The organism is Pseudomonas sp. FW305-3-2-15-C-LB1 (assembly GCF_058787615.1).
This window is the reverse complement of record NZ_JBYSZX010000006.1, coordinates 78,137-101,318: the sequence shown is the minus strand read 5'-3', so window position 1 is coordinate 101,318 and position 23,182 is coordinate 78,137. Positions and strand designations below refer to the sequence as shown.

The window sequence follows — 23,182 nt, the reverse complement described above, 5'->3', positions numbered from 1 at the left end:
CATTTGCATAACAATAGATCCCGATATTCTTTTCCACTCTTAAAAATCGTCGCTAGGCTCCATCACCTTCTTAAAAACGCGGCAGACTCCCATGACTTTCAAGCGCTCCTCCCTGACCCTCTTGGCGGCTGCGACGGCCCTGATCAGCATCGGCGCCCAGGCCGAAGGCAAGATCAGCATCGCCCAGCAATTCGGCATCGGCTACCTGATCCTCGACGTGGTGCGTGACCAGCATCTGATCGAAAAACACGGCAAGGAACAGGGCCTGGATATCGAGGTGGAGTGGAACAGCATTTCCGGCGCCACCGCGATGAACGAATCGCTGCTGGCCGGTGCGCTCGACGTGGTTTCCGCTGGCGTGCCGCCGATGCTGACCCTGTGGGACCGCACCAAGGGCAAGCAGAACGTCAAGGCCATCGCCTCCCTGGGCTCGATGCCCAACTACCTGCTGACCAACAACCCCAACGTGAAGACCCTCAAGGACTTCAGCGAAAAAGACCGCATCGCCGTGCCCGCCGCCGGTGTGGGTTTCCAGTCGCGCACCTTGCAGATCGAAACCGCCAAGCAGTTCGGCGATGCCAACTTCAAGAAGTTCGACGACATCTCCATCAGCCTGGCCCATCCCGATGCGACCGCCGCGTTGATTGCCGGGGGATCGGAGATCAACGCGCACTTCTCCAGCCCGCCGTTCCAGTATCAGGAACTGCTGAACCCTAACGTGCACAAGGTGCTCAGTTCCTACGACATCCTCGGTGGGCCGGCCACGTTCAACGTGCTCTACACCACGCAGAAATTCCACGACGAGAACCCCAAGACCTACAAGGCGTTCTATGACGCATTGGCCGAAGCCGAGACGATCATCAAGGCTGACAAGCCAGCGGCAGCCAAGGCGTATATCCGCGTAGAGCAGTCGAAGTTGCCGTTGGACCTGGTGGAAAAAATCGTCCAGGACCCGGAAATCGACTTCACCATCGTGCCGCAGCGTACCTACATCTACGCCGAGAAATTGCAGGCACTGGGCGTGCTGAAAAACAAGGCCGCCAGTTGGAAGGACTACTTCTTCGAAGAGGCCCATGGCGGCAATGGCAGTTGAGAGGCCCAAGTTCAAGCGCGAGCTCAGTAAGCGGTCGTTCTGCAGGGGGGCAGGGCTGCGCCGCGATAGAAGGACAGAATTGCCAGCAGTTGAACGGTGACGGCCACCACCACCACGGCAACAATCGCCTCTTGCGGATCGACAAATGCCGCGCGTATAAGGCCGAAGCCGGCGGGTGCGAAAGCGTAGATGGCCTGGCTGAGGGCAACCATCAGAGCGATGACCTTCGCGGTATTCTCGTGGCTGAACTCGGTTTGCGCGATCAACGGTGGCAGCGATGTGGCGTTGCCGATCCCGGAGCCGATCAGCACGACTGCTATCCAGGCGACCGCAGGGTCCAATTGCAGGCAAAGCAACATCAAGGTGCCCAGCAGTTGAACCCCATAAGCCAGGCAAGCCAAATGGCGACGATTAATGCCTTGGCTCATCCAGTGCGCGGCGATGTATCGCCCGCCCATGGCGCTGGCGGTGGCCAAGCCCATGGCGAATGAGGCAGGGCGGGAGCCCAGGTGTACGACCAGGATCGAATACAGATGGGCGATCAACCCAATCTGTGCAAACAGACCAAGGGACATGCCGGCGGCCAGCGTGCGAAATTGTGCCGATCGGAATGTCTGCACGGTCGTCCAGGGGATGACAGGGGCATGGAGCGGTGATGCGGACGGCGTGGCGAGATTGTCAGGTTGCTGGCCCACGCTCTGCGGTGTTTTGCCGAACACCCACACAGCAAACCCGGCAGTCAGCGTAATGGTGCCCAGGGTTATTGCCAAGGCCGCGATGGCAAAGCCGAATCGCTCGATCAAGAGTACCCACAGCGGCGAGAAGATCACCCCACCCAGGCTTGCACCGTTATAGGCCTTGCCCAGTGCGGTTGGCCTCCCTTTGATGTACCAGGGCGCAATCAGCGTGTTGACGGCCGCGGCGCCCAATGTGACCCAGCCGATACCCGAGCACATGGCGCCGAAATATAGCACCCAAAGCGCGTCCGCTTGAGCCCAGATATTAACCCCGATGCCCAGGATCAGGCTGCCCACCCAAGTTACTGCGGGTATACCCCAGCGTTTGTACAGTCGCGGCAGATTGGCGATGACCAGGGTGCCGCTGAGAAAGTGCAGGGTCACCGCCGCAGACACCTCGTCAATCGGCCACCCGGTGCGATCCATGACGGCCTGCATATAAATCGGCGGGCCGTAGAACCCGACTCCCCAGCCAATGATTGCCATAACGAACGTACACCTGAGTACGGTCTGGCCAAAAAAACGCGTGTGATTCATCGGCATCTCTCCTGGATTGGCTTGTAAAGTACTCTGCCGATATGGCTTTCACTTCGAGGAGCATCGAACTATGGATGTTGAACCTTCCGAATTGCGCCTGGCCCATGTAGCGGCTGCGATTGCCGACCCGGCCAGGGCGCGCATGCTCTGTTGCCTGCTCGATGGGCGTGCGCGCACGGCCACAGAACTGGCAGTGGTCGCGCAGAAGAGCTCGTCGACGGCGTCCAGCCATTTTCAAAAACTGCTGGAGCAAGGGCTGGTGACGATGATCAGCCAAGGCAAGCATCGCTATTTTCAATTGGCAAACAGCGATGTCGCCCATGCGCTGGAGGCGCTGCTGGCGATCAGTTCATTTGAACTGCCGGCGTTCAAGCCGTCCACTCCGTGCCATCTGCGCCATGCCCGTAGTTGCTACGATCATTTGGCCGGTGAGTTGGGGGTAAAGGTGCATGACGCCTTGTTGGAGCGCGAATGGATGGCGCTGCAGCAGGGGATGTACCAATTGACGCCAACGGGCATGGAAGGCATGGCAGAACTGGGCCTGGATCTTACCGCTCGAGTCCAGGCGCGCCGGCGCTTCGCCTACCCATGCCTGGACTGGAGCCAACGCTGTGCCCATGTGGGAGGAGCGCTGGGGGCGTTACTGCTGGATCATATGCTGCTAGGCGGGTGGCTGGCGCGAACGCTTGATTCGCGCGCGCTGACGGTGACTGCCAAAGGGCGCAGGCGTTTGGCCAGCGTTTTTGATATCCAATGCGGTGACCGCAGCCAACGCCCTGTAACGGAATGATCAGCGGAAAAACTCACCGGGCGTGGCCTCGAATTGCTGCCGAAACGCATTGATAAACGCCGACGTCGACTCATAGCCACACCCCAGCGCCACATCCGTGACCCGCTCGCCTTGCTCCAGGGCGGGCAGGGCGCTCAATAACCGCAGGCGCTGGCGCCAGGCGCGGAACGTCAGTCCGGTGTCACTCAAGAACAACCGGCTGAGTGTCTTCTCGCTCACCCCCAGTTTCTGGCTCCACTGGCCCAAGGTAGTTTGCTGTTCCGGGTGCGCACTCAGGCTGCGATAGATCGACCGCAAGCGCGGATCCGATGGCAATGGCAGCATCAGATCGACGTGCGGCGCCGCCGCCAACTGATCCAGCACCACCTGGGCCAGGCGCCCGTCCGGCCCATCCTCGGCATACTCCACCGGCAGTTCGCTGAAGCTGCGGATCAGCTCGCGCAGCAGGCTGCTCACCGCCAGCACATGACAGCGCTCCGCCGCCCAGGTGGTGACGCTGCAATCCAGGTACAGGCTGCGCATTTCGGTGTGGGGCGAGCTGAACACGCGGTGCGGTACACCGGCTGGAATCCACACCGCGCGCTGGGGCGGTGCGACGAAGCGGCCGACGCTGGTCTGGATCTCCAGCACCCCGGAAATCGCGTAGGACAATTGCACCCACGGGTGACTGTGCCGGCGGGTCAGGGCGCGGTTGGGCAGCGATTCGGTGCGCCCATACACCGGCCGTGGCAGGCTGGAAAGGCCTGGCACGCTACGGCGCACCGTGTTGGCATGTCCTTTAGGCGGCATTTGTTGGCTCATTGGCGTTAGTCGGTAACAAGCCGTTACGTTAGAGTCGCGATGACGCTCTTGGCAACCCCCGGAAGATCCTGCTTATGACTCGCCCCCGTTTCCTGCCTGACAACTTCACCCTGACCCTGATCGCCACGGTGATTCTCGCTTCCCTGCTGCCCGCCAGCGGCCAGACCGCCGTGGCCTTCGGCTGGGTCACCAACCTGGCCATCGCGTTGCTGTTCTTCCTGCACGGCGCCAAGCTGTCGAGCCAGGCTATCGTCGCCGGCGCCGGGCACTGGCGCCTGCATCTGCTGGTGTTCAGTCTGACCTTCGTGCTGTTCCCGTTGCTGGGCCTTGCGCTCAAGCCGGTGCTGTCGCCGCTGATCGGTAAAGACCTGTACATGGGCATGCTCTACCTGTGCGCCTTGCCGGCCACGGTGCAATCGGCGATTGCCTTTACATCGCTGGCGCGGGGCAATATCCCGGCGGCGATCTGCAGCGCGGCGGCGTCCAGCCTGTTCGGCATCTTCCTGACACCGTTGCTGGTGACGCTGCTGCTCAATGTGCACGGCGAGGGCGGCTCGACGGTCGACGCGATCCTGAAAATCAGCGTGCAATTGCTGCTGCCGTTTATCGCCGGGCAGATCGCCCGCCGCTGGATCGGCGCGTGGGTCGGCCGCAACAAGTCCTGGCTGAAATTCGTCGACCAGGGCTCGATCCTGCTGGTGGTCTACGGCGCGTTCAGCGAAGCGGTAAATGAGGGCATCTGGCACCAGATCCCGCTGTGGGAGCTGGGCGGCCTGGTGGTGGCGTGCTGCGTATTGCTGGGCCTGGTGCTGGTGGCGTCCACGGTGCTCGGCAAGGCGTTCGGTTTCAATCAGGAAGACCGCATCACTATCCTGTTCTGCGGTTCGAAAAAGAGTCTGGCCACCGGTGTGCCGATGGCCCAGGTACTGTTCGCCGGGGCGAGCATGGGCGTGCTGATCCTGCCGCTGATGCTGTTCCACCAGATCCAGTTGATGGTGTGCGCGGCGTTGGCACAGCGTTATGCGAATCGGCCGGAGTCGATTCCGGAATTGATGGGGCAGGTTGACCCTTGATCTACGCCGAAGGCCTTGTCGCTGTTACGACCAGCGGTATATACGAGCGGATGCCCTCGGCAAGCCCATTCAATCGGGGTCTACGTGCTCATCATGACCGCACCCTGACCCGGTTGAGGTGATTTTGAGCGGGATGAGCGTCAACAGCCGGGCCGGAAACCTATAGAATGCCCGGCGGCGGCGCTTGTCCTGGGTGGCCGTCTGATCATCGTCCGAGTACCGCGCCCTTCAATGAGCATTTCAGCCGCAACGCCCCAAGCCAATTGGCAACCGGTCTTCGCCCTCGCGTTGGCCGCGTTTGTGTTCAACACCACCGAATTCGTGCCCGTCGGGCTGCTCAGTGCCATCGGCGCCAGCTTCGACATGCCGGTGTCCAGCGTCGGGCTGATGCTCACCATCTACGCCTGGATCGTCTCCCTGACGTCGCTGCCGGTGATGCTGCTGACCCGCAACGTGGAGCGGCGCAAGCTGCTGATCGTGCTGTTCGGCCTGTTCATCGCCAGCCATGTCCTGTCCAGTGTGGCCACCAGCTTTGGCATCCTGATGCTCAGCCGGGTCGGCATTGCTTTGTCCCATGCGCTGTTCTGGTCGATCACCGCCTCGCTGGCGGTGCGCCTGGCGCCGGAAGGCAAGCAGGTGCAAGCTCTCGGCCTGCTGGCTACTGGCACTTCCCTGGCGATGGTGCTGGGTATTCCGTTGGGCCGTCTGCTGGGCGAGGCCATGGGCTGGCGCACCACGTTCCTGGTGATCGGCGCGTTCGCCGCTGCGCTGGTGTTCTGGCTGGCGCGTACGTTGCCGTTGTTACCGAGCCAGAACTCCGGCTCGCTGCGCAGCCTGCCACTGCTGTTCAAGCGCCCGGCGCTGGTGGCGCTGTATGTGCTCACCGCGATGACGGTGACTGCGCAGTTCACCGCCTACAGCTACATCGAGCCCTTTGTCGAAGGCGTGGCCGGCATGAGCGGCAGCGCGGTGACCCTGATCCTGCTGGTGTTCGGCGGCGCGGGCATCATCGGCTCGCTGCTGTTCAGCCTGGTGCACCGTTTCAACCCGCACCTGTTCGTGGTGGGCGCGGTGTTTATCCTGAGCGCCTGCCTGGCGTTGCTGCTGCCCTTGAGCGGAGCCGAATCTTACCTGGTGGTGCTGAGCATTTTCTGGGGCATGGCGATCATGGGCTTCGGCCTGGCCATGCAATCCAAGGTGCTGGTGTTGGCGCCCGACGCCACCGACGTGGCCATGGCGATGTTCTCCGGCATCTACAACATCGGCATTGGCGGCGGCGCGCTGATGGGCAGTTGGGTCGGCAGCCAGTTCGGCTTCGCCTGGATCGGCGCGGCCGGTGGGTTGCTGGCGGCGGTAGCCCTGATCGGGTATTGCCTGGCGATCAGGAAATTTGGGCAGGGCGTTGTAAGCCGCTAAGACCAGACAAGTCCTACACGACATATTGATACCCATTGCTACCGTCGCCTCGGGCCGCCCACCTCCCGTGGCGACGGCACTTGAGCAGCAATGGGAGTTGATTGTGCAAAAACGTTTGACTGCAGAGTTCATGGGTACTTTCTGGCTGACCTTCGGCGGCTGTGGCAGCGCCATCCTGGCGGCTGCGTTCCCCGGGTTGGGTATAGGTTTTGTGGGGGTTTCCCTGGCGTTCGGGCTGACGGTGTTGACCATGGCCTATGCGCTGGGCGGTATTTCCGGCGGGCATTTCAACCCGGCGGTGACCATCGGCCTGTGGGTGGGGCGCCGTATCGAGGGCGCTGATGTGCTGCCGTACATCGTGGCGCAGGTTGCGGGGGCGATAACTGCTGCTGCCGCGTTGTTCCTGATTGCCAACGGGCAGGCGGATTTCTCGGTGGGTGGTTTTGCTGCCAACGGCTATGGCCCGCTCAGCCCCGGTCATTTCGACATGAAGGCTGCCTTGCTGGCCGAACTGATCGCCACGTTTTTCTTCGTCTTCATCATCATGCGTGTGACCGCACCCGGCGCGGTGCCTGGCTTTGCCCCGATTGCCATTGGCTTGGCGCTGACCTTGATTCACCTGGTCCTGATCCCCGTCACCAACACCTCGGTCAACCCTGCGCGCAGCACCGGGCCGGCATTGTTTGCCGGAGCTGATTACCTGGCACAGCTCTGGCTGTTCTGGCTGGCGCCGATGGTGGGCGGCGTGATGGGCGCGGTGGCGGCTCGAGCAATGGATGAGTGCCGTAAAAAAGTGCCCGCCTGAACCCCAGCGTCGCCATGCCGATCATCTCGGCGGCGACGTTGTGCACGGCATAACGGTCCAGGGCTCAGAGCGTTGCGAGCACCGCTTCGAGTTTTTCCTGGTCGCGGGCAAACTGGCGAATGCCTTCAGCGAGTTTCTCGGTGGCCATCGCGTCCTCGTTGGAGCCCCAGCGGAACTGCGCTTCGTTGAGGGTCTGGCGCGGCTCCCCAACTGCCCCCGGATTCAATCGACGCTCCAGCAGGCCCTGGTCTTCATCGAGCTTTTGCAGCAGCTCGGGACTGATGGTCAGGCGGTCGCAGCCCGCCAGTTGCTCGATCTGGCTGAGGGTGCGGAAGCTGGCGCCCATGACCACGGTGTTGATGGCGTTGGCCTTGTAGTAGTTGTAGATCCGCGTCACGGACTGCACGCCTGGGTCTTCGGTGCCAGTGTAGTCCAGGCCGGTGTTCTTGCGGTACCAGTCATAGATGCGGCCTACGAATGGTGAAATCAGGAACACCCCGGCGTCGGCGCAGGCGGCGGCCTGGACGAACGAAAACAGCAGGGTCAGGTTGGTCTGGATCCCGGCCTTTTCCAGGCGCTCGGCGGTGCGGATGCCTTCCCAGGTGGAGGCCAGTTTGATCAGCACGCGGTCGCGACCGACACCGGCCTGGTCGTACAGCGCGATCAACTGGTTCGCCTTGGCCCACAGCGCGTCTTGGTCGAAGGACAGGCGCGCATCGACTTCGGTGGAGATGCGCCCCGGAATCACCTTGAGAATGCCGCAGCCCACTGAAACCGCGAAGCGATCACATGCCAGGTCCACATCGCCCTTGGACTGGCCCACCGCGCTGCGCAGCAACTCGGCATATTCCGGGATGGCAGCGGCCTTGAGCAGCAGCGACGGGTTGGTGGTGGCGTCCACCGGGCGCAAGCGGCTGATGGCTTCCAGGTCGCCGGTGTCGCACACCACGGTGGTGAATTGCTTGAGTTGTTCGAGCTTGGACGTCATGAGCGGCAGTCTCCAGAAACGGTTATTGGTTGAGGGCCTGTGCGGTGTCCAGGTCGGTGATCAGGATGTCCAGGTAGCCGCCCTGGAGCGCGCCACGAATGGCCTGGACCTTGTTCAATCCACCGGCCAGGCCGAGCACCCGGTGGATGGCGCGCAGCTTGGGCAGCGCCACCGAGACCACGAATTCTTCATCTTCCTCCAGCACCGGCTTGCCCTGGGCATCGAAGTAACGCAGGCAGATATCGCCCACCGCGCCGCGTTCGGCGAGCAGGCGCAACATGTCTTCGGTGTAGTAGTTGCCGCTGTTGCGCAGCAGTTGCGAGGGCTCCAGGTCGCCGATGCCGACAATCGCCAGGGTGATGCTGTCAAAGCGCTGCAGCACTTCCTTGACCTCTTCCATCTGCACGATGCGCTGCTTGCTCTCCACCGATTGCTCGATGCTTTGCGAGGGCAGCAAAAATGCCGGGCAGTTGAGCAGGGTCGCCAGGCGCTGGGTCAGCAAAGTGGCTTCAAACGCGCCCTTGTGGCCGACGCCGCCCAACAGTTGCACCACTTCCTGGGCGGCCTGTTTGCCCGGCTGCGCGTGCAAGTGGCCGACCATGGCGCGAATGGTGCTGCTCCACGACGAGATACCGATACGGTCCTGGGGTGACAGGCTGGTTTCCAGGTAGTGGGCGGCGGCCGAACCGATGGCCTGCTTGATGCTCTCGTCATTGCCGGGCTCGGTGGCGTCCACCACGATCACCCGGCGCACGCCGTAGCGGCGCTGCAACTGGGTTTCCAGTTCCAGGTGCAGGCCTTGCAAGCGCATCACCGTGATCTTCACCACGCCTTCCTGCAGCGCCCGGCGCAGGGCACGGCTGATAAACGATTGGGACAGGTCCAGTTGCGCGGAAATCTCGGACTGCTTGAGCCCTTCTTCGTAATAGAGGCTCGCGATCTTGGTGATCAGGCGCTGTTCTTCGATCTGGCTCATGAAGGCCTCAGGGCTCTTTATAGTAAAAGGCATGACTCAATGGCCGTGAGGATACCAAACCCTTACGACATGATCAGGCCGCCGTCGATATTGATCGCCTGGCCGGTCAGGTAGGCGGCATCGTCCGAGGCGAGAAACGCCACCAGGCCCGCCACATCCGAGGGTTTGCCGGCGCGGCGCAGGGGGATGTTCTTGACCCATTCGGCCATCAATTCACCCTTGCCGTAGCGCTTCTCGTCAGTGCTGAGGATCTCGCCCCACACCCGGTCGTTGTAGTCCCACATCTCGCTTTCGATGATGCCGGGGCAGAATGCATTCACCGTGATGTCATGCCGCGCCAGTTCCAGCGCCAGGCTCTGGGTGATGCCGATCACGCCCATTTTGCTCGCGGCATAGTGGGGCGTGTAGATGAACCCCTGGCGGCCCTGGCCGGAGGAGGTGTTGATCAACCGGCCGCTGCCTTGCTTGACCATGTACTTGGCGGCCTCCCGGCAGCCGAGCCACACGCCGGTGGTATTCACCTGCAGCACCTTGTCGAAATCGGCACGGGGCATCTTGTCGTAGTGGTCGATGGTGATGATGCCGGCGTTCTGCACCGACACGTCGATGCTGCCAAAACGGGCGTGGCCTTCGCGGTAGAGCTTTTCGATATCGTCTTCACGGGTGACGTCGATGGCCAGGGCCAGGGTGTCGACCTGGTATTCCCGGGCCAGTTGGTCGGCGGTGAAGGTCACGCGTTCCAGGTCGTTGGAAGCCAGTACCAGGTTGGCGCCTTCCTGGGCGAAACGCTCGGCAATGCCGGCGCCGATGCCCCGGCAGGCACCGGTGATGACCACAGTTTTACCGTTGAATCGTTGGGACATGACGAACTCCTACCAGCACACAAAGCCGCCATCGACCAACAGGTCGACACCGGTGCAGAAAGACGAGGCCTGGCTGACCAGGAAAATCGCCGGGCCGACCATTTCTTCCACGCTGGCCATGCGGCCCATGGGCGTGGTCTGTTCAAAGATCTTCACCTGGTCGGCGACTTCCGGGCGCGAGTTCATCGGCGTGGCGGTGTAGCCGGGGCTGATGCAATTGACCCGCAAGCCCTTGTCGGCCCATTCCATCGCCAGGCTCTTGCTCAGGTGAATCACACCGGCCTTGGAGGTGTTGTAGTGCGCTTGCAGCAAGCCACGGTTGACGATACTGCCGGACATCGAGGCGATATTGACGATGGCGCCTTTGCCACGGGGCAACATCACGGCGGCCTGGGCCTGGCAACTGAGGAAAATTCCGGTGAGGTTGATGTCCAGGGTGGTCTGCCAGCGTTGCAGGTCCAGGTCTTCGGCGGCCTGGGCATTGGCGATGCCGGCGCAGTTGACCGCGACGCTCAGTTGGCCCAGTTCGGCTTCGGTGCGTGCCACCGCCGCGTCCAGTGCGGCGCGCTCGGTGACCGTACCGCTCAAGGCCAGGGCACGACGGCCCAGGGCCTGGATGCGTTCGACGGTGCTGGCGATGCCGGGGCTGCCCGGTAGATCGAAGCAGGCCACATCCGCGCCGGCCTCGGCCAGCCCCACGGCAATCGCCTGGCCAATGCCGCTGCCGGCGCCGGTGACAAAGGCCACTTGGCCTTGAAGACTAAAAAGCTGCATGGATAACTCCGTTATTTGAAATCACAGCCGACCCCTGTGGGAGGGGGCTTGCCCCCGATGGCGGTGTATCAGTTATAAATTTTTCAATTGAACCACTGCTATCGGGGGCAAGCCCCCTCCCACATTGGATCTTCATTGTTTGTGGGTCAGGCAGTCGCCATTTCCATCACCGACACGGGGGTGGCCTCGCCACGTTCCAGAATCCCCATCTGCCGGCCCCGGCTCATGACCAGGACGCGGTGCGACAAACCAAGCACCTCATCCAGATCCGAGCTCACCACAATCACCGCCATGCCTTTGGCCGCCAGGTCCGCGATCACTTCATAGATCGCCGCCCGCGCACCCACGTCGATGCCGCGGGTCGGTTCATCCAGGATGAAGACCTTGGGGTTGCGCGCCAGCCATTTGGCGATGATCACCTTCTGCTGGTTACCGCCGGACAAACTGGAGATGCGCGACTGCGGCGCACCTTTCACCCCCAGCCTGGCCACCGCCGTGCGGGCGAATTCGCGCAGCGGGGCAGGGAATACCCAGCCGCGCTTGTCCAGCAGGTCGGTGTTGCCGTAGATCAGGTTGTCTTCGATGCGGTGTTCCACCACCACGCCTTGCTGCTTGCGGTCCTCGGGCACCAGCACCACGCCGGCCTGGATCGCCTCGAAGGGCGAGCGCAGCTGGCGTACTTGACCGTCGAGTACCAGGTGGCCTTGGACATCCTGTGCTGCGCCGGCAATAGTGCGCACCAGTTCGGTCCGCCCGGCGCCGACCACGCCGGCAATGCCGAACACTTCGCCGGCGCGCACGCTGAAGTCTATGCCGTGCAAGGCAAATTCGCGGCAGCCGAGGTCCTTGACCTGCAACATCACGCGATCCTGTGGCGCTTGAAGGGCGGGGAAAATCCGCTCCAGGCTGCGCCCGACCATCTGTTCCACCAGTTCGCGCACCGGCACCTGGGCGGTGGCGTGCAAGGCGATCTGGCGTCCGTCGCGCAGTACCAGCACACGGTCGGCGATGCGTGCGATTTCTTCCAGGCGGTGGCTGATATAGATAAACGACACGCCCTCGGCCTTGAGCCGTTCCACCTGTTTGAACAGCAACTCGGTTTCTTCGCCGCCCAATGCCGCAGTGGGTTCATCCAGAATCAACAGGCTGGCCTTGAGGGTCAGCGCCTTGGCGATTTCCACCAATTGCTGGGCCGCCACGCTCAGCCCTTCGACCTTGCGCGATGCCGGCACTTTGAGCCCCAGGCGCTCCAGCTGGATCTGCGCCTGGGCCTCCATGTACGCGCGGTCCACCCGGCCATGACGCATGGGCAGGCGACCGACGAAGATATTCTCGGCGATCGACAATTGCGGCAGCAGGCGGATTTCCTGGTGGATCAGACCGATCCCGGCGCCCAGCGCCGCACCGGGCGAGGCGGGCGCGTAAGGCGCGCCGCGCCAGGTCATGCTGCCCCCGGCTTCAGGCTGTACCAGCCCGGCGATGATCGACGACAAGGTCGACTTGCCCGCACCGTTCTCACCGAGCAGGGCCAGCACTTCGCCGGGGCGGATGTCCACATTGACCTGCGACAGTACCTGCACCGGCCCATAGGCCTTGCCGATATTGCGCAGGCACAGCACCGCGTCGGCGTGGGCGGTGTCCAGGGCTGCTGCTTGCATGACGACCTCCAAGGCTTACGGGTGCTGTTGCAGGAACGGCGCGACGTTTTCTTTGGTGGTCAGCACAGTGGGCAACAGTTGCTCCTTGGGCACGGCCTTGCCGGCGTTCAGGTCGATGGCCGATGCCACGGCCAGGCGGCCCATCTTCTGGGTCTGCTGGGTCATGGTTGCATTCAGCACGCCACTTTCCACGGCCTTGAGCCCGGCGACGTCACCGTCGAAACCGACCACCACGACCTTGTAGTCGAGGTTGCCGACCTTCACCGCCTGGGCAGCGCCCAAGGCCATGGCATCGGCACGGCCGAAAAACACGGTGATGTTCGGGTCACGCTGGAGCAGGTCCTGGGCCACGGCGAAGCCTTTGTCCTGGGCCCACTCGGCGGGTTGCTGGGCGACGACCTTGAGGTCCGGGAAAGCTTTCAAGCCTTCTTCGAAACCCTTGGCGCGATCGTTCTCGGGGGTGGTGCCGAGCTGGCCTTGCAGGATCGCGATGCGACCCTTGCCATCGGTGATCTTGCCGACGTATTCGGCCAGGGTCTTGGCCCCGGCGACGCTGTCGCTGGCGATAAAGGTGTCACCCGGTGCATCGGGTGCGTTGCGGTCCACGGCGATCACCGGGATGCCGGCGGCCTTGGCGGCTTTTACCGGGACGCCGGCGGCAGTGGCACCAGCAGGGATATAGATCAGCACATCGATCTGGCGGGTGATCAGGTCTTCAATCTGGCTGACCTGGGTGGAGGAGTTGCCCTGGGCATCCACGGTGATCACCTTGATGCCCTTGGCCTTGCCCTCGGCTTCCACCGATTGCTTGATCTGGTTGAAGAAGTCGGCCTGCAGGTTGGCCACGGCCAGGCCGATGGTCAGGTCCTTGGCCCAGGTGGTGCCGGCAGCGGTGAGGGTGGCAGCCGCGAGGGCGGTGGCCAACAGCAGTTTCTTGGGGCTGAACATGTCGGTGACTCCTGGTTTTATTGTTGGAGGGTGTCAACTGTCGAACAGGTTTAACGGGCAGTGCTGGAGCGGCGTCGCAGGGTGTCGATGGTCACGGCGAGGGCGATGACCACGCCGATCACCACTTGCTGAATGAAGGGCGAAACGCCCAGCAGGTTGAGGCCATTGCGCAGCACGCCAATGATCAGCACACCGACCAGGGTGCCGCCGATGCTGCCGACGCCACCGCTGAGGCTGGCGCCGCCAATTACTACGGCGGCGATGGCGTCCAGTTCCAGGCTCAGGCCGGCGCTGGGTTGGGACGAGTCCAGGCGCGCGGCCAGGGTCACGGCGGCGATGCCGGCCAGCGCACCGCTGATGGCGTATACCCACAGGGTGATCGCCCGCACCTTGATGCCGGACAGGCGCGCCACCTCCGGGCTGCCGCCCATGGCGTACAGGTTACGGCCGCCGGCGCGAAAGCGCAGGAACACCCAGGCCACCACCAGCATCACCAGGAACAGCCCGACGGTTGCCGAGAGAAAGCCGAAGTGACGCACCGTGGCCAGGCTGGTGAACCAGTCCGGATAACCGACGATCTGCCGGCCTTCGGTGAGGATGTTCGCCAGGCCACGGGCCACCGACATCATGGTCAGCGTGGCAATGAACGGCGGCAGCTTGGCATAGGTGATCAAGGCGCCGGACACCAGCCCGGCGAGCATGCCGCTGGCTATCGAGATCGGGATCGCAAACCCCAGTGGCACCGCCTGGTCCTGGTACAGCCAGCCGAGCATCATCATCGAGAAGGCCAGCACCGACCCCACCGACAGGTCGATGCCGCCGATCACGATCACGGCGGTCATGCCAATTGCGAGGATGCCCAGCACCGTGACCTGATCAAGAATGTTCAGGCCATTGCGCAGCGAGAAGAAGAATTCGGAACTGAAGGAGAAGACCAGCACCAGCAACACCAGGCCGATCAGCGGGCCGCCGATATTGCTGGGAAGCAGTTTCACCAACCGGGGGCGGTGGGGCGGCTTGAGTTCGGCCGGATGCTGGACAGTAGCTTTGGCGTCCACAGTGTTCTCCTGATTTATTTTTTTTGGAGTGCTTTCAAGTGCGCTGAATATTTATGCGTGCTTGACTGTTAATTCAGATTCCAGTGCCACCGTGGCAATGTCAAGCGCTTAATTTTTTCAACAGGCCTCTGGATCGCGACTTTCATCCGGCGCAAAGCCACGGGATAGATACGCGCGTGTGGGATTTCGGCCGTTTGTCCGAGGGACATTTCCAGGTTTTATTTGATTTTTCCACCGGTCATTCACTTGACCTGTCGAGCGTTCGGCGTCTAAATAGAAATATATTGTCACTGCTGAATAAATATTCAAATACAGCTTTGCACACTTTTACCCCGCGTGGTCAGCCTCAAAGGAGCCGCTGCATGAATGCCTTCCAGTACGACGCCCACCAGATCAAAGAACAGGCCCGCCTGATCCGGCGCCATGTGATCCGCCTGAATGCCGACTCACCGGCCGGCGGCCACACCGGGGCCGATCTCTCGGAAACCGATATTCTTGCCACCCTGTATTTCCGCATTCTCAATACCGGGCCGGAACGCACTGAAGACCCTGAGCGCGATATCTATATCCAGAGCAAGGGCCACGGTGTCGGTGGTTTGTATTGCTGCCTGGCGCAGGCGGGCTACATCCCCGTCGACTGGCTGCCCACCTACCAGCACTTCAACTCCCACCTGCCGGGTCACCCGGTGCGGCAGAAAACCCCTGGCATCGAACTGAACACCGGCGCCCTCGGCCACGGCCTGCCGGTGGCGGTGGGGCTGGCGCTGGCGGCGAAGATGTCCGGCAGCAAAAAACGCATCTATGTGCTGACCGGCGACGGTGAATTGGCTGAAGGCTCCAACTGGGAAGCGGCGATGGCGGCGGCCAAATACGGCCTGGATAACCTGTTCGTGATCGTCGACAAGAACAAGCTGCAACTGGCGGGCCTGACGGCGGACATCATGCCGCTGGACCCGCTGGACGTGAAATGGGCGGCCTTCGGTTTTCGTGTCAGCGAGTGCGACGGCAACGACGCGGGCCAGTTGATCGAAGCCCTGGAAAGCATGCAGGCCAAGACCGGCGCGCCCCAGGTGCTGATCGCCCACACCATCAAAGGCAAGGGCGTGTCGTTTATCGAAGCCCGTCCCGAATGGCACCACCGCGTGCCCAAGGGTGATGAAATCAACGCGGCACTGGAGGAGTTGAATCATGGCGAGTGAACATCTGGCGAGCGTCATGGTGGAAGCCTTTATTGCCGCCGTCGATGCCGGGCTGGACGTGGTGCCGGTGGTCAGCGATTCCACCTCCACGGCCAAGATCGGGCCGTTTGTGCAGCGCTTTCCCGAGCGTCTGATCAATGTGGGGATTGCCGAGCAGTCGCTGGTCAGCGTCGCGGCGGGCCTGGCCCTGGGCGGCAAGATCGCTGCGACCTGCAACGCAGCGCCATTCCTGATTTCGCGGGCCAATGAGCAGATCAAAGTCGACGTCTGCTACAACCAGGCCAACGTGAAGATGTTCGGCCTGAATGCCGGTGCCAGTTACGGCCCGTTGGCCAGCACGCACCACAGCCTCGACGATATTTCGGTAATGCGCGGCTTTGGCAACGTGCAGATCTTTGCTCCGGCCGACGCGCTTGAATGCCGGCAGATCGTCGACTACGCGCTGCGCTACCACGGCCCGGTGTATATCCGGCTTGACGGCAAAGCGTTGCCGGACCTGCACACGGGCGACTATCAATTTGCCCCAGGGCAGGTGGATATCCTGCGCCAGGGCGCGGACGTGAGCATCGTCGCCCTGGGCTCGGTGGTGCATGAAGCGCTGGATGCGGCACGGGTGCTGGCGGAGCAGGGTATCCAGGCGCAGGTGATCAACCTGTCGTCGATCCGGCCATTGCAGCGTGACGTGTTGCTCAGCGCCCTGCGAGGCACGCGGGCGGTCATCACGGTCGAAGAGCACAACATCAACGGTGGCGTCGGCAGCCTGGTGGCCGAAGTGCTGGCCGAAGCCGGGCTGGGGATTGCCCTGGTGCGCCTGGGCATCGGTGATGGTGAATATGCCGCCGCCGGCGCCCGCGAACCGACCCGCGCCTTGCATAACATCGACGCGGCTGGGATTGTGGCGGCTGCCACTCGGTTGCGGTGAATGCGATGACAGACAATACGCCGCTGATCCTGGCGATAGATGAAGGCACCAGCAACGCCAAGGCGGTGCTGGTCAACGAGCGCGGACAGGTGATTGCGCGGGGCTCGCGGCCGCTGAGCATTACCCATCCGCAGCCGGGGTTTTCCGAGCAGGACCCGCTGCTGATCTGGCACAGCACCCTGGCCGCCATTGAGGAGTGCCTGGCCCAGGTGGACCGGCCGATCACCGCGCTGGCCATCAGCAACCAGCGAGAATCGGTGGTGGCCTGGGACCGGCATACCGGCGAAGCGCTGTCGCCGTGCATCAGTTGGCAATGCCGGCGCTCCACCGCGTTGTGTGCCCAGTTGCATGAGCAGGGGCATGAAGCGCTGATCCTGGAAAAAACTGGGTTGGCCTTGGACCCGATGTTCTCGGCCGGCAAGTTCCGCTGGATTCTCGACCACCTTGAGGATGGCCACGCACGCGCCGCTGCCGGTGATATCTGCCTGGGCACGGTGGACAGCTGGTTGCTGTGGAAACTCAGCGGCGGCCAGGCGTTCGCCACCGACTACTCGAATGCCGCCCGCACGCAACTGTTCAACCTGCACACCTGTGCCTGGGACCCGGCGCTGCTGGCGCTGTTCAAGATTCCATTGGCCGCATTGGCCCCCATCCAGCCCAGTGCAGGCTTTTTTGCCGAAACCGTTGCGGCGGGCGGGTTGCCCGCCGGCATCCCGGTAATGTCGATGATTGGCGACTCCCATGCCGCGCTGTACGGGCAGGGCGGCTTTGCGCCGGGGCTGGTGAAAGCGACACTGGGCACCGGGTCGTCGTTGATGACGCCCATGGGCGGCCCGATTGCCTCGACTCACGGCTTGTCCACCACCCTGGCCTGGCACGATGGTGGTCAACCGACGTTCGGCATGGAAGGCAACATCGTCCATACCGGCGCCGCCGTGCAGTGGGCCTCGCGCCTGGTGGCGGGGGAATCCCTCGATGCCCTCACCGAACAGGCGGCGCAACTGTCGGATAACGGCGGCGTGTATTTCGTGCCGGCGTTGTCCGGGCTGGGCGCGCCCCACTGGAAGGCCGATGCACGGGGTCTGATCTGTGGGCTGACCGAGGCCACCTCTGGTGCGCATATCCTGCGGGCGTCGCTGGAGTCCATCGGTTATCAGATCCGCGATGTGTTCGAGGCCATGCAGCAGGACATCGGCAGCCCGTTGAAAGAGCTGTGGGTGGACGGCGGTGCGACGCGCAACCGTTGGCTGATGCAGTTCCTCGCCAACCTGCTGCAACGCCCGGTGGTGCGCAGCCTGTCACCCGAAGTCTCGGCACTGGGCGCGGCGCACCTGGCGGGGAGGGCGTTGGGCTTATGGGCGAATGATGCAGCGCTGGGTGCGCTGGAGCGGCAGCGGGAGCGGTTTGAGCCGCAGGATGATCCCGCGATGGCGGGGCGTTACACCGAATGGAAAAAGGCCCTGGCCCGCACCCTGTTGTGACCATCGTGATCCAAATCTGTGGCGAGCGGGCTTGCCCCGCGTCGGGCTGCGAAGCAGCCCCCACACCAGCGGCCGAAGAGTGCCTGACTCACCGCATTCCTCCTTCCAGGGTCGCTTCGCAACCCAACGCGGGGCAAGCCCGCTCGCCACAGTTGCAGTATTCCCTGTTACGCCCTCAAGGTTTCCAGGTCTGTACATCCTTGGCATCCACCGCCTTGGGCAATAACCCCGCCTTGAAGAACGCATCGGCGATTTTTTGCTGTTCGCCCAACTGATCGAGCGTCACCGGCTGCACCAGGTAGCTGCGGTGCGCATTGGCTGCTTCAACCGTCGCTACATCCAGGTTGCCCCACAACGGCCCCAGTACCTTGGCTGCATCTTGGGGGTGGGTTTTCACCCACTGCCCGGCTTTTTCCAACTGCTCGTACACCACCCTCAATACTTCCGGGTGCGCCTTGGCGTACGGCGTACCGGTCAGGTAGTAACGCTTGTAGCTGGCCAGCCCTGCGCCGTCCGCCAGGGTGCGTGTGGGCAATTGGCGCTGCACGCTGGTCAGGAAGGGTTCCCAGGTAACCCAGGCGTCCACCTTGTTGTTCTCGAACGCCGCGCGACCGTCGGCGGGTGACAGGTAGGCCGGTTCGATATCCGAAAAGGCCAGCCCCGCCTTGGCCAGTGCGGCGATCAGCAAGTAGTGGGTGCCAGCGGCCTTGGTCACGGCGATCTTCTTGCCCTTGAGGTCCGCCAGGTTCTGGATCGGCGAGTCCTTGCGTACCACGATGGCCTGGGCCGCGGGCGAGGGCGCTTCCTGGGCGAAGTAGGTGAGTTTGGCCTGGGCCGCCTGGGCGAAGATCGGCACGGTGTCGGCCACGTCGGCGCTGATATCCACATTGCCCACGTTCAGTGCTTCGAGCAGCGGCAGGCCGCTGGGGAACTCGTGCCAGCTCACGTTGATGTTGTCGGCCTTGAGGGCTTTTTCCAGGGTGCCCTGGGTTTTCAGCAGCGTGATCAGGGTCGAGGACTTCTGGTAACCGATGCGTACGGTTTCCTGGGCCTGCGCGCTGATGGCGACGGACAGAGCCAGCAAGCCGAGGAGTGCGGCGAAGGGGTGACGTAGGGACATGGCGAGCTCGATCTGTGACGAAATAGGCCTGAGCTTAAAGTTCTAAAAACTATTCGTTAAATACTCTTTCGATCTGAGCTTAGGACGCTTTTCCCTGCCGCCTATGAATTGGGCATAACCATAGAATTATAAGATTCTTTCATCATTGCTCATCGTTAATATAATCGAACAAGCTTTATTGCCAGGCCTGACGCGGTTTTTTGGCATAAGCAGCGCCCTTCATTTCTTCCTCGCCAAGGCCTCCCATGACGTTCAAAAAACTAATCGTCGCCGCCAGCCTGCTGTTCGCCGCCACGGCGGCCCAGGCCGAGCAAACCCTGGATATCAGCTACCAGCGCTCATCCACCCTGTGGATCCTGCTCAAGCAAAATGGCCAGTTGGAACAGCGCCTCAAGCCCCTGGGCTTCACGGTGAACTGGCATGAATTCAGCACCGGCCTGCTCAGCTCGCTGAATGCCGGCAGCGTCGACCTGCACGCCGATGTGGCTGACGCATTCGCGCTGTTTACCCAGGCCGCCGATGCACCGCTGACCTATTACGCCCAGGAAAACGCATCGCCGGGCGCCCAGGCGATCATCGTTCAGGACTCGTCGCCGATCCACAGCATCGCCGACCTCAAGGGCAAGACCGTTGCCGTGTCCAAGGGCTCGGGCAGCAACTACCTGCTGATCTCGGCGCTGAAAAAGGCCGGGCTGACCCTGGCCGATATCACCCCGCGTTACCTGGAAGCCCCGGATGGCGGCGCGGCCTTCGCTAATGGCAGTGTCGACGCGTGGGTGATCTGGGACCCGTTCTTCGCCACCCAACAGTTGGATCACCATGTGCGGGTAATCGCCGACGGCAAGGACGGCCTGGCCGACTACAACCGTTTCTATCTGGCGACGACGACGTTCGCCAAGGCCCACCCGGACGTGTTGCAGGTGACCTTCGACACCCTGCGCGAGACCGGCCAATGGGTGAAGGCCCATCCCAAGGAAGCCGCCGCCATCCTTGGCCCGCTGTGGGGCAATATCGCCCCGGCCACGGTCGAGCGCGCCAATAGCCGCCGCAGCTACGACATCATCCCGGTCAAGCTGGACAACCTCGCCGAGCAACAGCGCATCGCCGACACCTATTACGCCGCCAAGCTGATTCCCAAGCCGTTGCAGGTCAGCGCCATTAGCGTGTGGACGCCCAAGCCATGAGCCGCCAGATCCATTTATCCGCGTTCCTGTTGAGTGGGCCCGTGGTGCACAGCCACGCGGTGTGGCGCCACCCTGAAACCGTCGGCAATTACCTCGACCCCGAGTACTACGCGCGGGTCGCCAAGGTGGTGGAAGAGGGGCTGTTCGACTTCCTGTTCTTCGCCGACCGCCTGGCCGTGGGCGACCAGATGGGCGGCTCGCGCGAGTTGGCCTTGCGCTACGGCGCCCAGGACGCCACGCGTCTGGACCCGTTGCCGATCCTGTCTTACCTGGTCGGCAAGACCAGCAGGCTGGGCCTGGGCGCAACGCGGTCCACCACCTATTACGAACCGGCGCACATCGCCCGTGAATTCGCCACCCTCGACCACCTGTCCAGGGGCCGCGCGGCGTGGAACATCGTCACCTCGATGAACGACAGCGAGGGTCGCCTGTTCGGCAAGGACAAGCACCTGGAGCACGACCTGCGCTACGACCGCGCCGATGAGTTTGTCGAAGTTGCGCTGAAACTGTGGAACAGCTGGGGCAAGGACGCGCTGAAACTGAACCGCGAAAGCGGCGTGCTGGCAGACCCTGGATTGATCCGTTCGGTGCAGCACCAGGGCGAGTGGTTCAGGGTGGAAGGCCCGCTGAATATCCCGCGCACGCCCCAGGGCCGACCGGTACTGATCCAGGCCGGCTCTTCCGGGCGTGGTCGGCGCTTCGGTGCGCGTTGGGCCGAGGCGATCTTCACTATCCATCCGCACTTGGCGGCCATGCGTGCGTTCCGCGATGACGTGCGTGCCCAGGTGGTGCAGCAGGGGCGTGACGCCGACAGCTGCAAAGTGCTGACGGCGGTGATGCCGTTCATGGGTGGCAGCGAGGCCGAGGCCCGCGCCAAGCGCGATCGGCACAATGCGCTGGCCCGTCCGGAACTGGGACTGGTGACACTGGCTTCGCAGTTGAATGTGGACCTGTCGCCATTCCCGCTTTCGGCGACACTGGCCGAGATCGCCCAGTCGCCGCTGATCCACCCGGCTGCGGCGGAAAAGCTATTGATGCAAGGCCCGCAAACCACCCTGGAACAACTCGGGCGCATCTTCGCCAGCAGCGTGCGCGTGCCGCAATTGGTGGGTACCGGCGCGCAGATTGCCGATCAACTGGCCGAGCTGTTCGAGCAGGGCGGTTGCGACGGGTTTGTGATCTCTCCGGGGTATTTGCCGGGCTCGTTCACGGAGTTTGTCGAGAGCGTGATTCCGCATTTGCAGCGCAAGGGGCTGTTCCGCACCGCGTATGAAGGGGCGACGTTGCGTGAGCATTTGGGCTTGGCTGATCTGGACAGTTGACTGTGTGGCGAGCAGGCCTGCAGATCCGGGTAGCCAGCCCCTTCAGTTCAGCGCAATCGTCGCCGGGGCCAGCGAGCTCAATGCCCCGGCGCGGTCCGCCAGGTAACGCGCCGGCGGCTGGCCTACCGTCTTGCGGAACATGGTGATAAAACCGCTGGCGTTCTCATAGCCCAGGTCCAGGGCCACGCGTTGCACGCTCTCACCCCTGGCCAGGCGTTGCAGTGACAGGATTACATGCAACTGCCGGCGCCAACGGCCAAAACTCAGGCCCAGTTCCTCCAGCAGCAGGCGCGTCATGCTGCGTTCGCTCATGCCGATGCGCACCGCCCACTGACCGAGGGTGGACTTGTCCGCCGGTTCAGCCAGCAGGCTGTCGGCCAGGCGACGCAGGCGCGGATCTTGTGGCATGGGCAGGTGCAGGGCTTCAACAGGCGCGACGGCCAATTCATCCAGCAAGGTACTGATCAAACGGCCCTGGGCGCCGTGCTCGTCATACAGCTGCGGGAAACTCACCGCCTTGCTGATCAGCTCATGCAGCAGGGCCGACACCGCCAGCGTGCAGCATTGCCGGGGCAGGGCGCAGGCGGCATCGGGGTCGATCAGCAGGCAATAGACTTCCGCAGCGCCAGCCCCCCGTGCTGCGTGAGGCGTTCCGCCGGGAATCCACAGCGCGCATTGCGGCGGCACGATCCAGATACCGGCCTCAATCTCGCAATGGATGACCCCGCGCAAGGTGTACATCAGTTGGCCCTTGCGATGGGCATGCTGGGTATGTTCCCAGGTATCCGACGTGGCGGTGGCCCCTACGGCCACTACGGCGCGGGGGAATACGTCGGCGTCTCTGGACAGTGACGGATCGTGCATTTCGAGGCGATGATGTTTCATGAAAAGGGATCGCAGGTTGGCTGAATTGCGAAACAGTCTGGCTATTCTGTGCAATGCCGTCCAGCGGCTTGAGCCCTATAGTGAGATCAGTTCTCAACAAGGAGCTCGGCCATGCGACTCGACAGTTCAACATTCCCGGTGGTGAAAATCGTCTTTGATGCGCCCAATGAAGGTGGGCCGGAGGATGCCTTCGCCGTGTTCGAAAGCCTGCTGGCCCGCCAGCAACCGTTCCTGCTGCTGCACGAAAAATCCGTGGACGAGAACAATCACGAACACTCCCATGAGGAGCGCAAGCAAGCGTCGATCTGGATGAAGAAAAACAAGCAGGCGCTGCGCACCTATGTCAAAGGTATGATCCAGGTGGAACCCAGTGCCGCGCAGCGCCTGGCACTCAAGCCGTTTGCCGCGATGTTCGGCAAGGCCTGGGGCTATCCGCTGCTGGTGGTGGAATCCAGGGACCGGGCCTGGGCGCTGGCGCGGGATGTGCTGGATGAGCGGGTGTCGGATGTGGCGCACTTTTGAACGCACGCAACATCGAGCTGTGGCGAGGGA

Annotated in this window: 22 protein-coding genes; 11 read left to right on the top strand and 11 right to left on the bottom strand. The window is 62.8% G+C overall.

Going from position 1 to position 23,182, the window contains the following annotated elements; translation table 11 throughout:
* Positions 1–91 precede the first annotated feature (91 nt).
* Positions 92–1,093, top strand: a complete 1,002-nt coding sequence (locus tag AC3WP7_RS13865) for an ABC transporter substrate-binding protein (protein WP_102591800.1) — start codon at positions 92–94, stop codon at positions 1,091–1,093.
* 23 nt (positions 1,094–1,116) lie between these two features.
* Here AC3WP7_RS13865 and AC3WP7_RS13860 read toward each other — a convergent pair whose 3' ends face one another.
* On the bottom strand, positions 1,117–2,367 hold the full coding sequence (locus AC3WP7_RS13860) for an MFS transporter (RefSeq protein WP_102591801.1): 1,251 nt from the start codon (positions 2,365–2,367) through the stop codon (positions 1,117–1,119).
* Between the two features lie 70 nt (positions 2,368–2,437).
* Here AC3WP7_RS13860 and AC3WP7_RS13855 point away from each other — a divergent pair, with 70 nt between their 5' ends.
* The gene (locus tag AC3WP7_RS13855) at positions 2,438–3,157 is read left to right on the top strand and encodes a helix-turn-helix domain-containing protein (protein ID WP_093123705.1); all 720 of its coding nucleotides are present in this window, start codon (positions 2,438–2,440) and stop codon (positions 3,155–3,157) included.
* Here AC3WP7_RS13855 and AC3WP7_RS13850 read toward each other — a convergent pair whose 3' ends face one another.
* A complete protein-coding gene (locus AC3WP7_RS13850) occupies positions 3,158–3,946 on the bottom strand; it encodes an AraC family transcriptional regulator (RefSeq protein WP_092245197.1) in 789 nt (262 codons plus the stop codon).
* 86 nt (positions 3,947–4,032) lie between these two features.
* Here AC3WP7_RS13850 and AC3WP7_RS13845 point away from each other — a divergent pair, with 86 nt between their 5' ends.
* The 3 genes from AC3WP7_RS13845 to aqpZ all read left to right on the top strand — a co-directional run bounded on the left by AC3WP7_RS13845 (position 4,033) and on the right by aqpZ (position 7,252).
* Positions 4,033–5,031, top strand: coding sequence for a bile acid:sodium symporter family protein (locus tag AC3WP7_RS13845; RefSeq protein WP_102591802.1), 999 nt, complete (start codon positions 4,033–4,035; stop codon positions 5,029–5,031).
* Between the two features lie 231 nt (positions 5,032–5,262).
* On the top strand, positions 5,263–6,447 hold the full coding sequence (locus tag AC3WP7_RS13840) for a sugar transporter (RefSeq protein ID WP_093123699.1): 1,185 nt from the start codon (positions 5,263–5,265) through the stop codon (positions 6,445–6,447).
* A gap of 103 nt (positions 6,448–6,550) precedes the next feature.
* Positions 6,551–7,252 carry an aquaporin Z gene (gene aqpZ, locus AC3WP7_RS13835; protein ID WP_102591812.1) on the top strand — a complete coding sequence of 234 codons (702 nt, stop codon included), beginning with the start codon at positions 6,551–6,553 and terminating at the stop codon, positions 7,250–7,252.
* Positions 7,253–7,316: 64 nt separating this feature from the next.
* Here the strand turns inward: aqpZ and tal are convergent, their stop codons facing one another.
* The 7 genes from tal to AC3WP7_RS13800 form a co-directional block, all read right to left on the bottom strand.
* Positions 7,317–8,240: a transaldolase gene (gene tal / locus AC3WP7_RS13830; protein WP_093123694.1), complete on the bottom strand. Its 924-nt coding sequence runs from the start codon at positions 8,238–8,240 to the stop codon at positions 7,317–7,319.
* A 22-nt stretch (positions 8,241–8,262) separates the two neighbouring features.
* Positions 8,263–9,216, bottom strand: coding sequence for a sugar-binding transcriptional regulator (locus AC3WP7_RS13825; protein WP_102591803.1), 954 nt, complete (start codon positions 9,214–9,216; stop codon positions 8,263–8,265).
* A 62-nt stretch (positions 9,217–9,278) separates the two neighbouring features.
* The gene (locus AC3WP7_RS13820; protein ID WP_093123689.1) at positions 9,279–10,079 is read right to left on the bottom strand and encodes an SDR family oxidoreductase; all 801 of its coding nucleotides are present in this window, start codon (positions 10,077–10,079) and stop codon (positions 9,279–9,281) included.
* A gap of 9 nt (positions 10,080–10,088) precedes the next feature.
* Positions 10,089–10,868 carry an SDR family oxidoreductase gene (locus AC3WP7_RS13815; protein ID WP_256579989.1) on the bottom strand — a complete coding sequence of 260 codons (780 nt, stop codon included), beginning with the start codon at positions 10,866–10,868 and terminating at the stop codon, positions 10,089–10,091.
* Between the two features lie 131 nt (positions 10,869–10,999).
* A complete protein-coding gene (locus AC3WP7_RS13810; RefSeq protein ID WP_093123681.1) occupies positions 11,000–12,511 on the bottom strand; it encodes a sugar ABC transporter ATP-binding protein in 1,512 nt (503 codons plus the stop codon).
* Positions 12,512–12,526: 15 nt separating this feature from the next.
* Positions 12,527–13,459: a sugar ABC transporter substrate-binding protein gene (locus AC3WP7_RS13805; protein ID WP_102591805.1), complete on the bottom strand. Its 933-nt coding sequence runs from the start codon at positions 13,457–13,459 to the stop codon at positions 12,527–12,529.
* Positions 13,460–13,509: 50 nt separating this feature from the next.
* Positions 13,510–14,517, bottom strand: coding sequence for an ABC transporter permease (locus AC3WP7_RS13800; protein WP_071491770.1), 1,008 nt, complete (start codon positions 14,515–14,517; stop codon positions 13,510–13,512).
* Between the two features lie 362 nt (positions 14,518–14,879).
* Between AC3WP7_RS13800 and AC3WP7_RS13795 the strand changes: the two genes are divergently transcribed.
* The 3 genes from AC3WP7_RS13795 to AC3WP7_RS13785 are packed head-to-tail and all read left to right on the top strand — an operon-like array spanning position 14,880 to position 18,119.
* Positions 14,880–15,716, top strand: coding sequence for a transketolase (locus AC3WP7_RS13795; RefSeq protein ID WP_092245221.1), 837 nt, complete (start codon positions 14,880–14,882; stop codon positions 15,714–15,716).
* On the top strand, positions 15,706–16,638 hold the full coding sequence (locus AC3WP7_RS13790) for a transketolase family protein (protein ID WP_092245224.1): 933 nt from the start codon (positions 15,706–15,708) through the stop codon (positions 16,636–16,638). Before AC3WP7_RS13795 ends, AC3WP7_RS13790 begins: the two co-directional genes overlap by 11 nt.
* 5 nt (positions 16,639–16,643) lie before the next feature.
* The gene (locus AC3WP7_RS13785) at positions 16,644–18,119 is read left to right on the top strand and encodes an FGGY family carbohydrate kinase (protein ID WP_102591806.1); all 1,476 of its coding nucleotides are present in this window, start codon (positions 16,644–16,646) and stop codon (positions 18,117–18,119) included.
* 175 nt (positions 18,120–18,294) lie between these two features.
* Here the strand turns inward: AC3WP7_RS13785 and AC3WP7_RS13780 are convergent, their stop codons facing one another.
* Positions 18,295–19,239 (bottom strand): aliphatic sulfonate ABC transporter substrate-binding protein, encoded by a 945-nt coding sequence (locus AC3WP7_RS13780; protein WP_102593118.1) that lies wholly within the window; start codon positions 19,237–19,239, stop codon positions 18,295–18,297.
* A gap of 245 nt (positions 19,240–19,484) precedes the next feature.
* On the opposite strand from AC3WP7_RS13780, the gene AC3WP7_RS13775 reads away from it, so the two are divergent.
* On the top strand, positions 19,485–20,423 hold the full coding sequence (locus AC3WP7_RS13775; protein WP_102593117.1) for an aliphatic sulfonate ABC transporter substrate-binding protein: 939 nt from the start codon (positions 19,485–19,487) through the stop codon (positions 20,421–20,423).
* Positions 20,420–21,745, top strand: a complete 1,326-nt coding sequence (locus AC3WP7_RS13770; RefSeq protein WP_071491764.1) for an LLM class flavin-dependent oxidoreductase — start codon at positions 20,420–20,422, stop codon at positions 21,743–21,745. Before AC3WP7_RS13775 ends, AC3WP7_RS13770 begins: the two co-directional genes overlap by 4 nt.
* 42 nt (positions 21,746–21,787) lie before the next feature.
* Here AC3WP7_RS13770 and AC3WP7_RS13765 read toward each other — a convergent pair whose 3' ends face one another.
* Positions 21,788–22,630 carry an AraC family transcriptional regulator gene (locus AC3WP7_RS13765; RefSeq protein WP_093512716.1) on the bottom strand — a complete coding sequence of 281 codons (843 nt, stop codon included), beginning with the start codon at positions 22,628–22,630 and terminating at the stop codon, positions 21,788–21,790.
* Between the two features lie 111 nt (positions 22,631–22,741).
* Here AC3WP7_RS13765 and AC3WP7_RS13760 point away from each other — a divergent pair, with 111 nt between their 5' ends.
* Positions 22,742–23,152, top strand: coding sequence for a hypothetical protein (locus AC3WP7_RS13760; RefSeq protein ID WP_058423997.1), 411 nt, complete (start codon positions 22,742–22,744; stop codon positions 23,150–23,152).
* Positions 23,153–23,182 lie beyond the last annotated feature (30 nt).

Bases quoted from the DNA above. Each gene is read 5' to 3' on its own strand.
- AC3WP7_RS13825 (WP_102591803.1), bottom strand. From the start codon at position 9,216: ATGAGCCAGATCGAAGAACAGCGCCTGATCACCAAGATCGCGAGCCTC.
- AC3WP7_RS13840 (WP_093123699.1), top strand. From the start codon at position 5,263: ATGAGCATTTCAGCCGCAACGCCCCAAGCCAATTGGCAACCGGTCTTC.
- AC3WP7_RS13765 (WP_093512716.1), bottom strand. From the start codon at position 22,630: ATGAAACATCATCGCCTCGAAATGCACGATCCGTCACTGTCCAGAGAC.
- tal (WP_093123694.1), bottom strand. From the start codon at position 8,240: ATGACGTCCAAGCTCGAACAACTCAAGCAATTCACCACCGTGGTGTGC.
- AC3WP7_RS13855 (WP_093123705.1), top strand. From the start codon at position 2,438: ATGGATGTTGAACCTTCCGAATTGCGCCTGGCCCATGTAGCGGCTGCG.
- AC3WP7_RS13785 (WP_102591806.1), top strand. From the start codon at position 16,644: ATGACAGACAATACGCCGCTGATCCTGGCGATAGATGAAGGCACCAGC.
- AC3WP7_RS13775 (WP_102593117.1), top strand. From the start codon at position 19,485: ATGACGTTCAAAAAACTAATCGTCGCCGCCAGCCTGCTGTTCGCCGCC.
- AC3WP7_RS13820 (WP_093123689.1), bottom strand. From the start codon at position 10,079: ATGTCCCAACGATTCAACGGTAAAACTGTGGTCATCACCGGTGCCTGC.
- AC3WP7_RS13845 (WP_102591802.1), top strand. From the start codon at position 4,033: ATGACTCGCCCCCGTTTCCTGCCTGACAACTTCACCCTGACCCTGATC.
- AC3WP7_RS13850 (WP_092245197.1), bottom strand. From the start codon at position 3,946: ATGCCGCCTAAAGGACATGCCAACACGGTGCGCCGTAGCGTGCCAGGC.
- AC3WP7_RS13770 (WP_071491764.1), top strand. From the start codon at position 20,420: ATGAGCCGCCAGATCCATTTATCCGCGTTCCTGTTGAGTGGGCCCGTG.
- AC3WP7_RS13865 (WP_102591800.1), top strand. From the start codon at position 92: ATGACTTTCAAGCGCTCCTCCCTGACCCTCTTGGCGGCTGCGACGGCC.
- AC3WP7_RS13780 (WP_102593118.1), bottom strand. From the start codon at position 19,239: ATGTCCCTACGTCACCCCTTCGCCGCACTCCTCGGCTTGCTGGCTCTG.
- AC3WP7_RS13860 (WP_102591801.1), bottom strand. From the start codon at position 2,367: ATGAATCACACGCGTTTTTTTGGCCAGACCGTACTCAGGTGTACGTTC.
- AC3WP7_RS13810 (WP_093123681.1), bottom strand. From the start codon at position 12,511: ATGCAAGCAGCAGCCCTGGACACCGCCCACGCCGACGCGGTGCTGTGC.
- AC3WP7_RS13805 (WP_102591805.1), bottom strand. From the start codon at position 13,459: ATGTTCAGCCCCAAGAAACTGCTGTTGGCCACCGCCCTCGCGGCTGCC.
- AC3WP7_RS13790 (WP_092245224.1), top strand. From the start codon at position 15,706: ATGGCGAGTGAACATCTGGCGAGCGTCATGGTGGAAGCCTTTATTGCC.
- AC3WP7_RS13760 (WP_058423997.1), top strand. From the start codon at position 22,742: ATGCGACTCGACAGTTCAACATTCCCGGTGGTGAAAATCGTCTTTGAT.
- AC3WP7_RS13795 (WP_092245221.1), top strand. From the start codon at position 14,880: ATGAATGCCTTCCAGTACGACGCCCACCAGATCAAAGAACAGGCCCGC.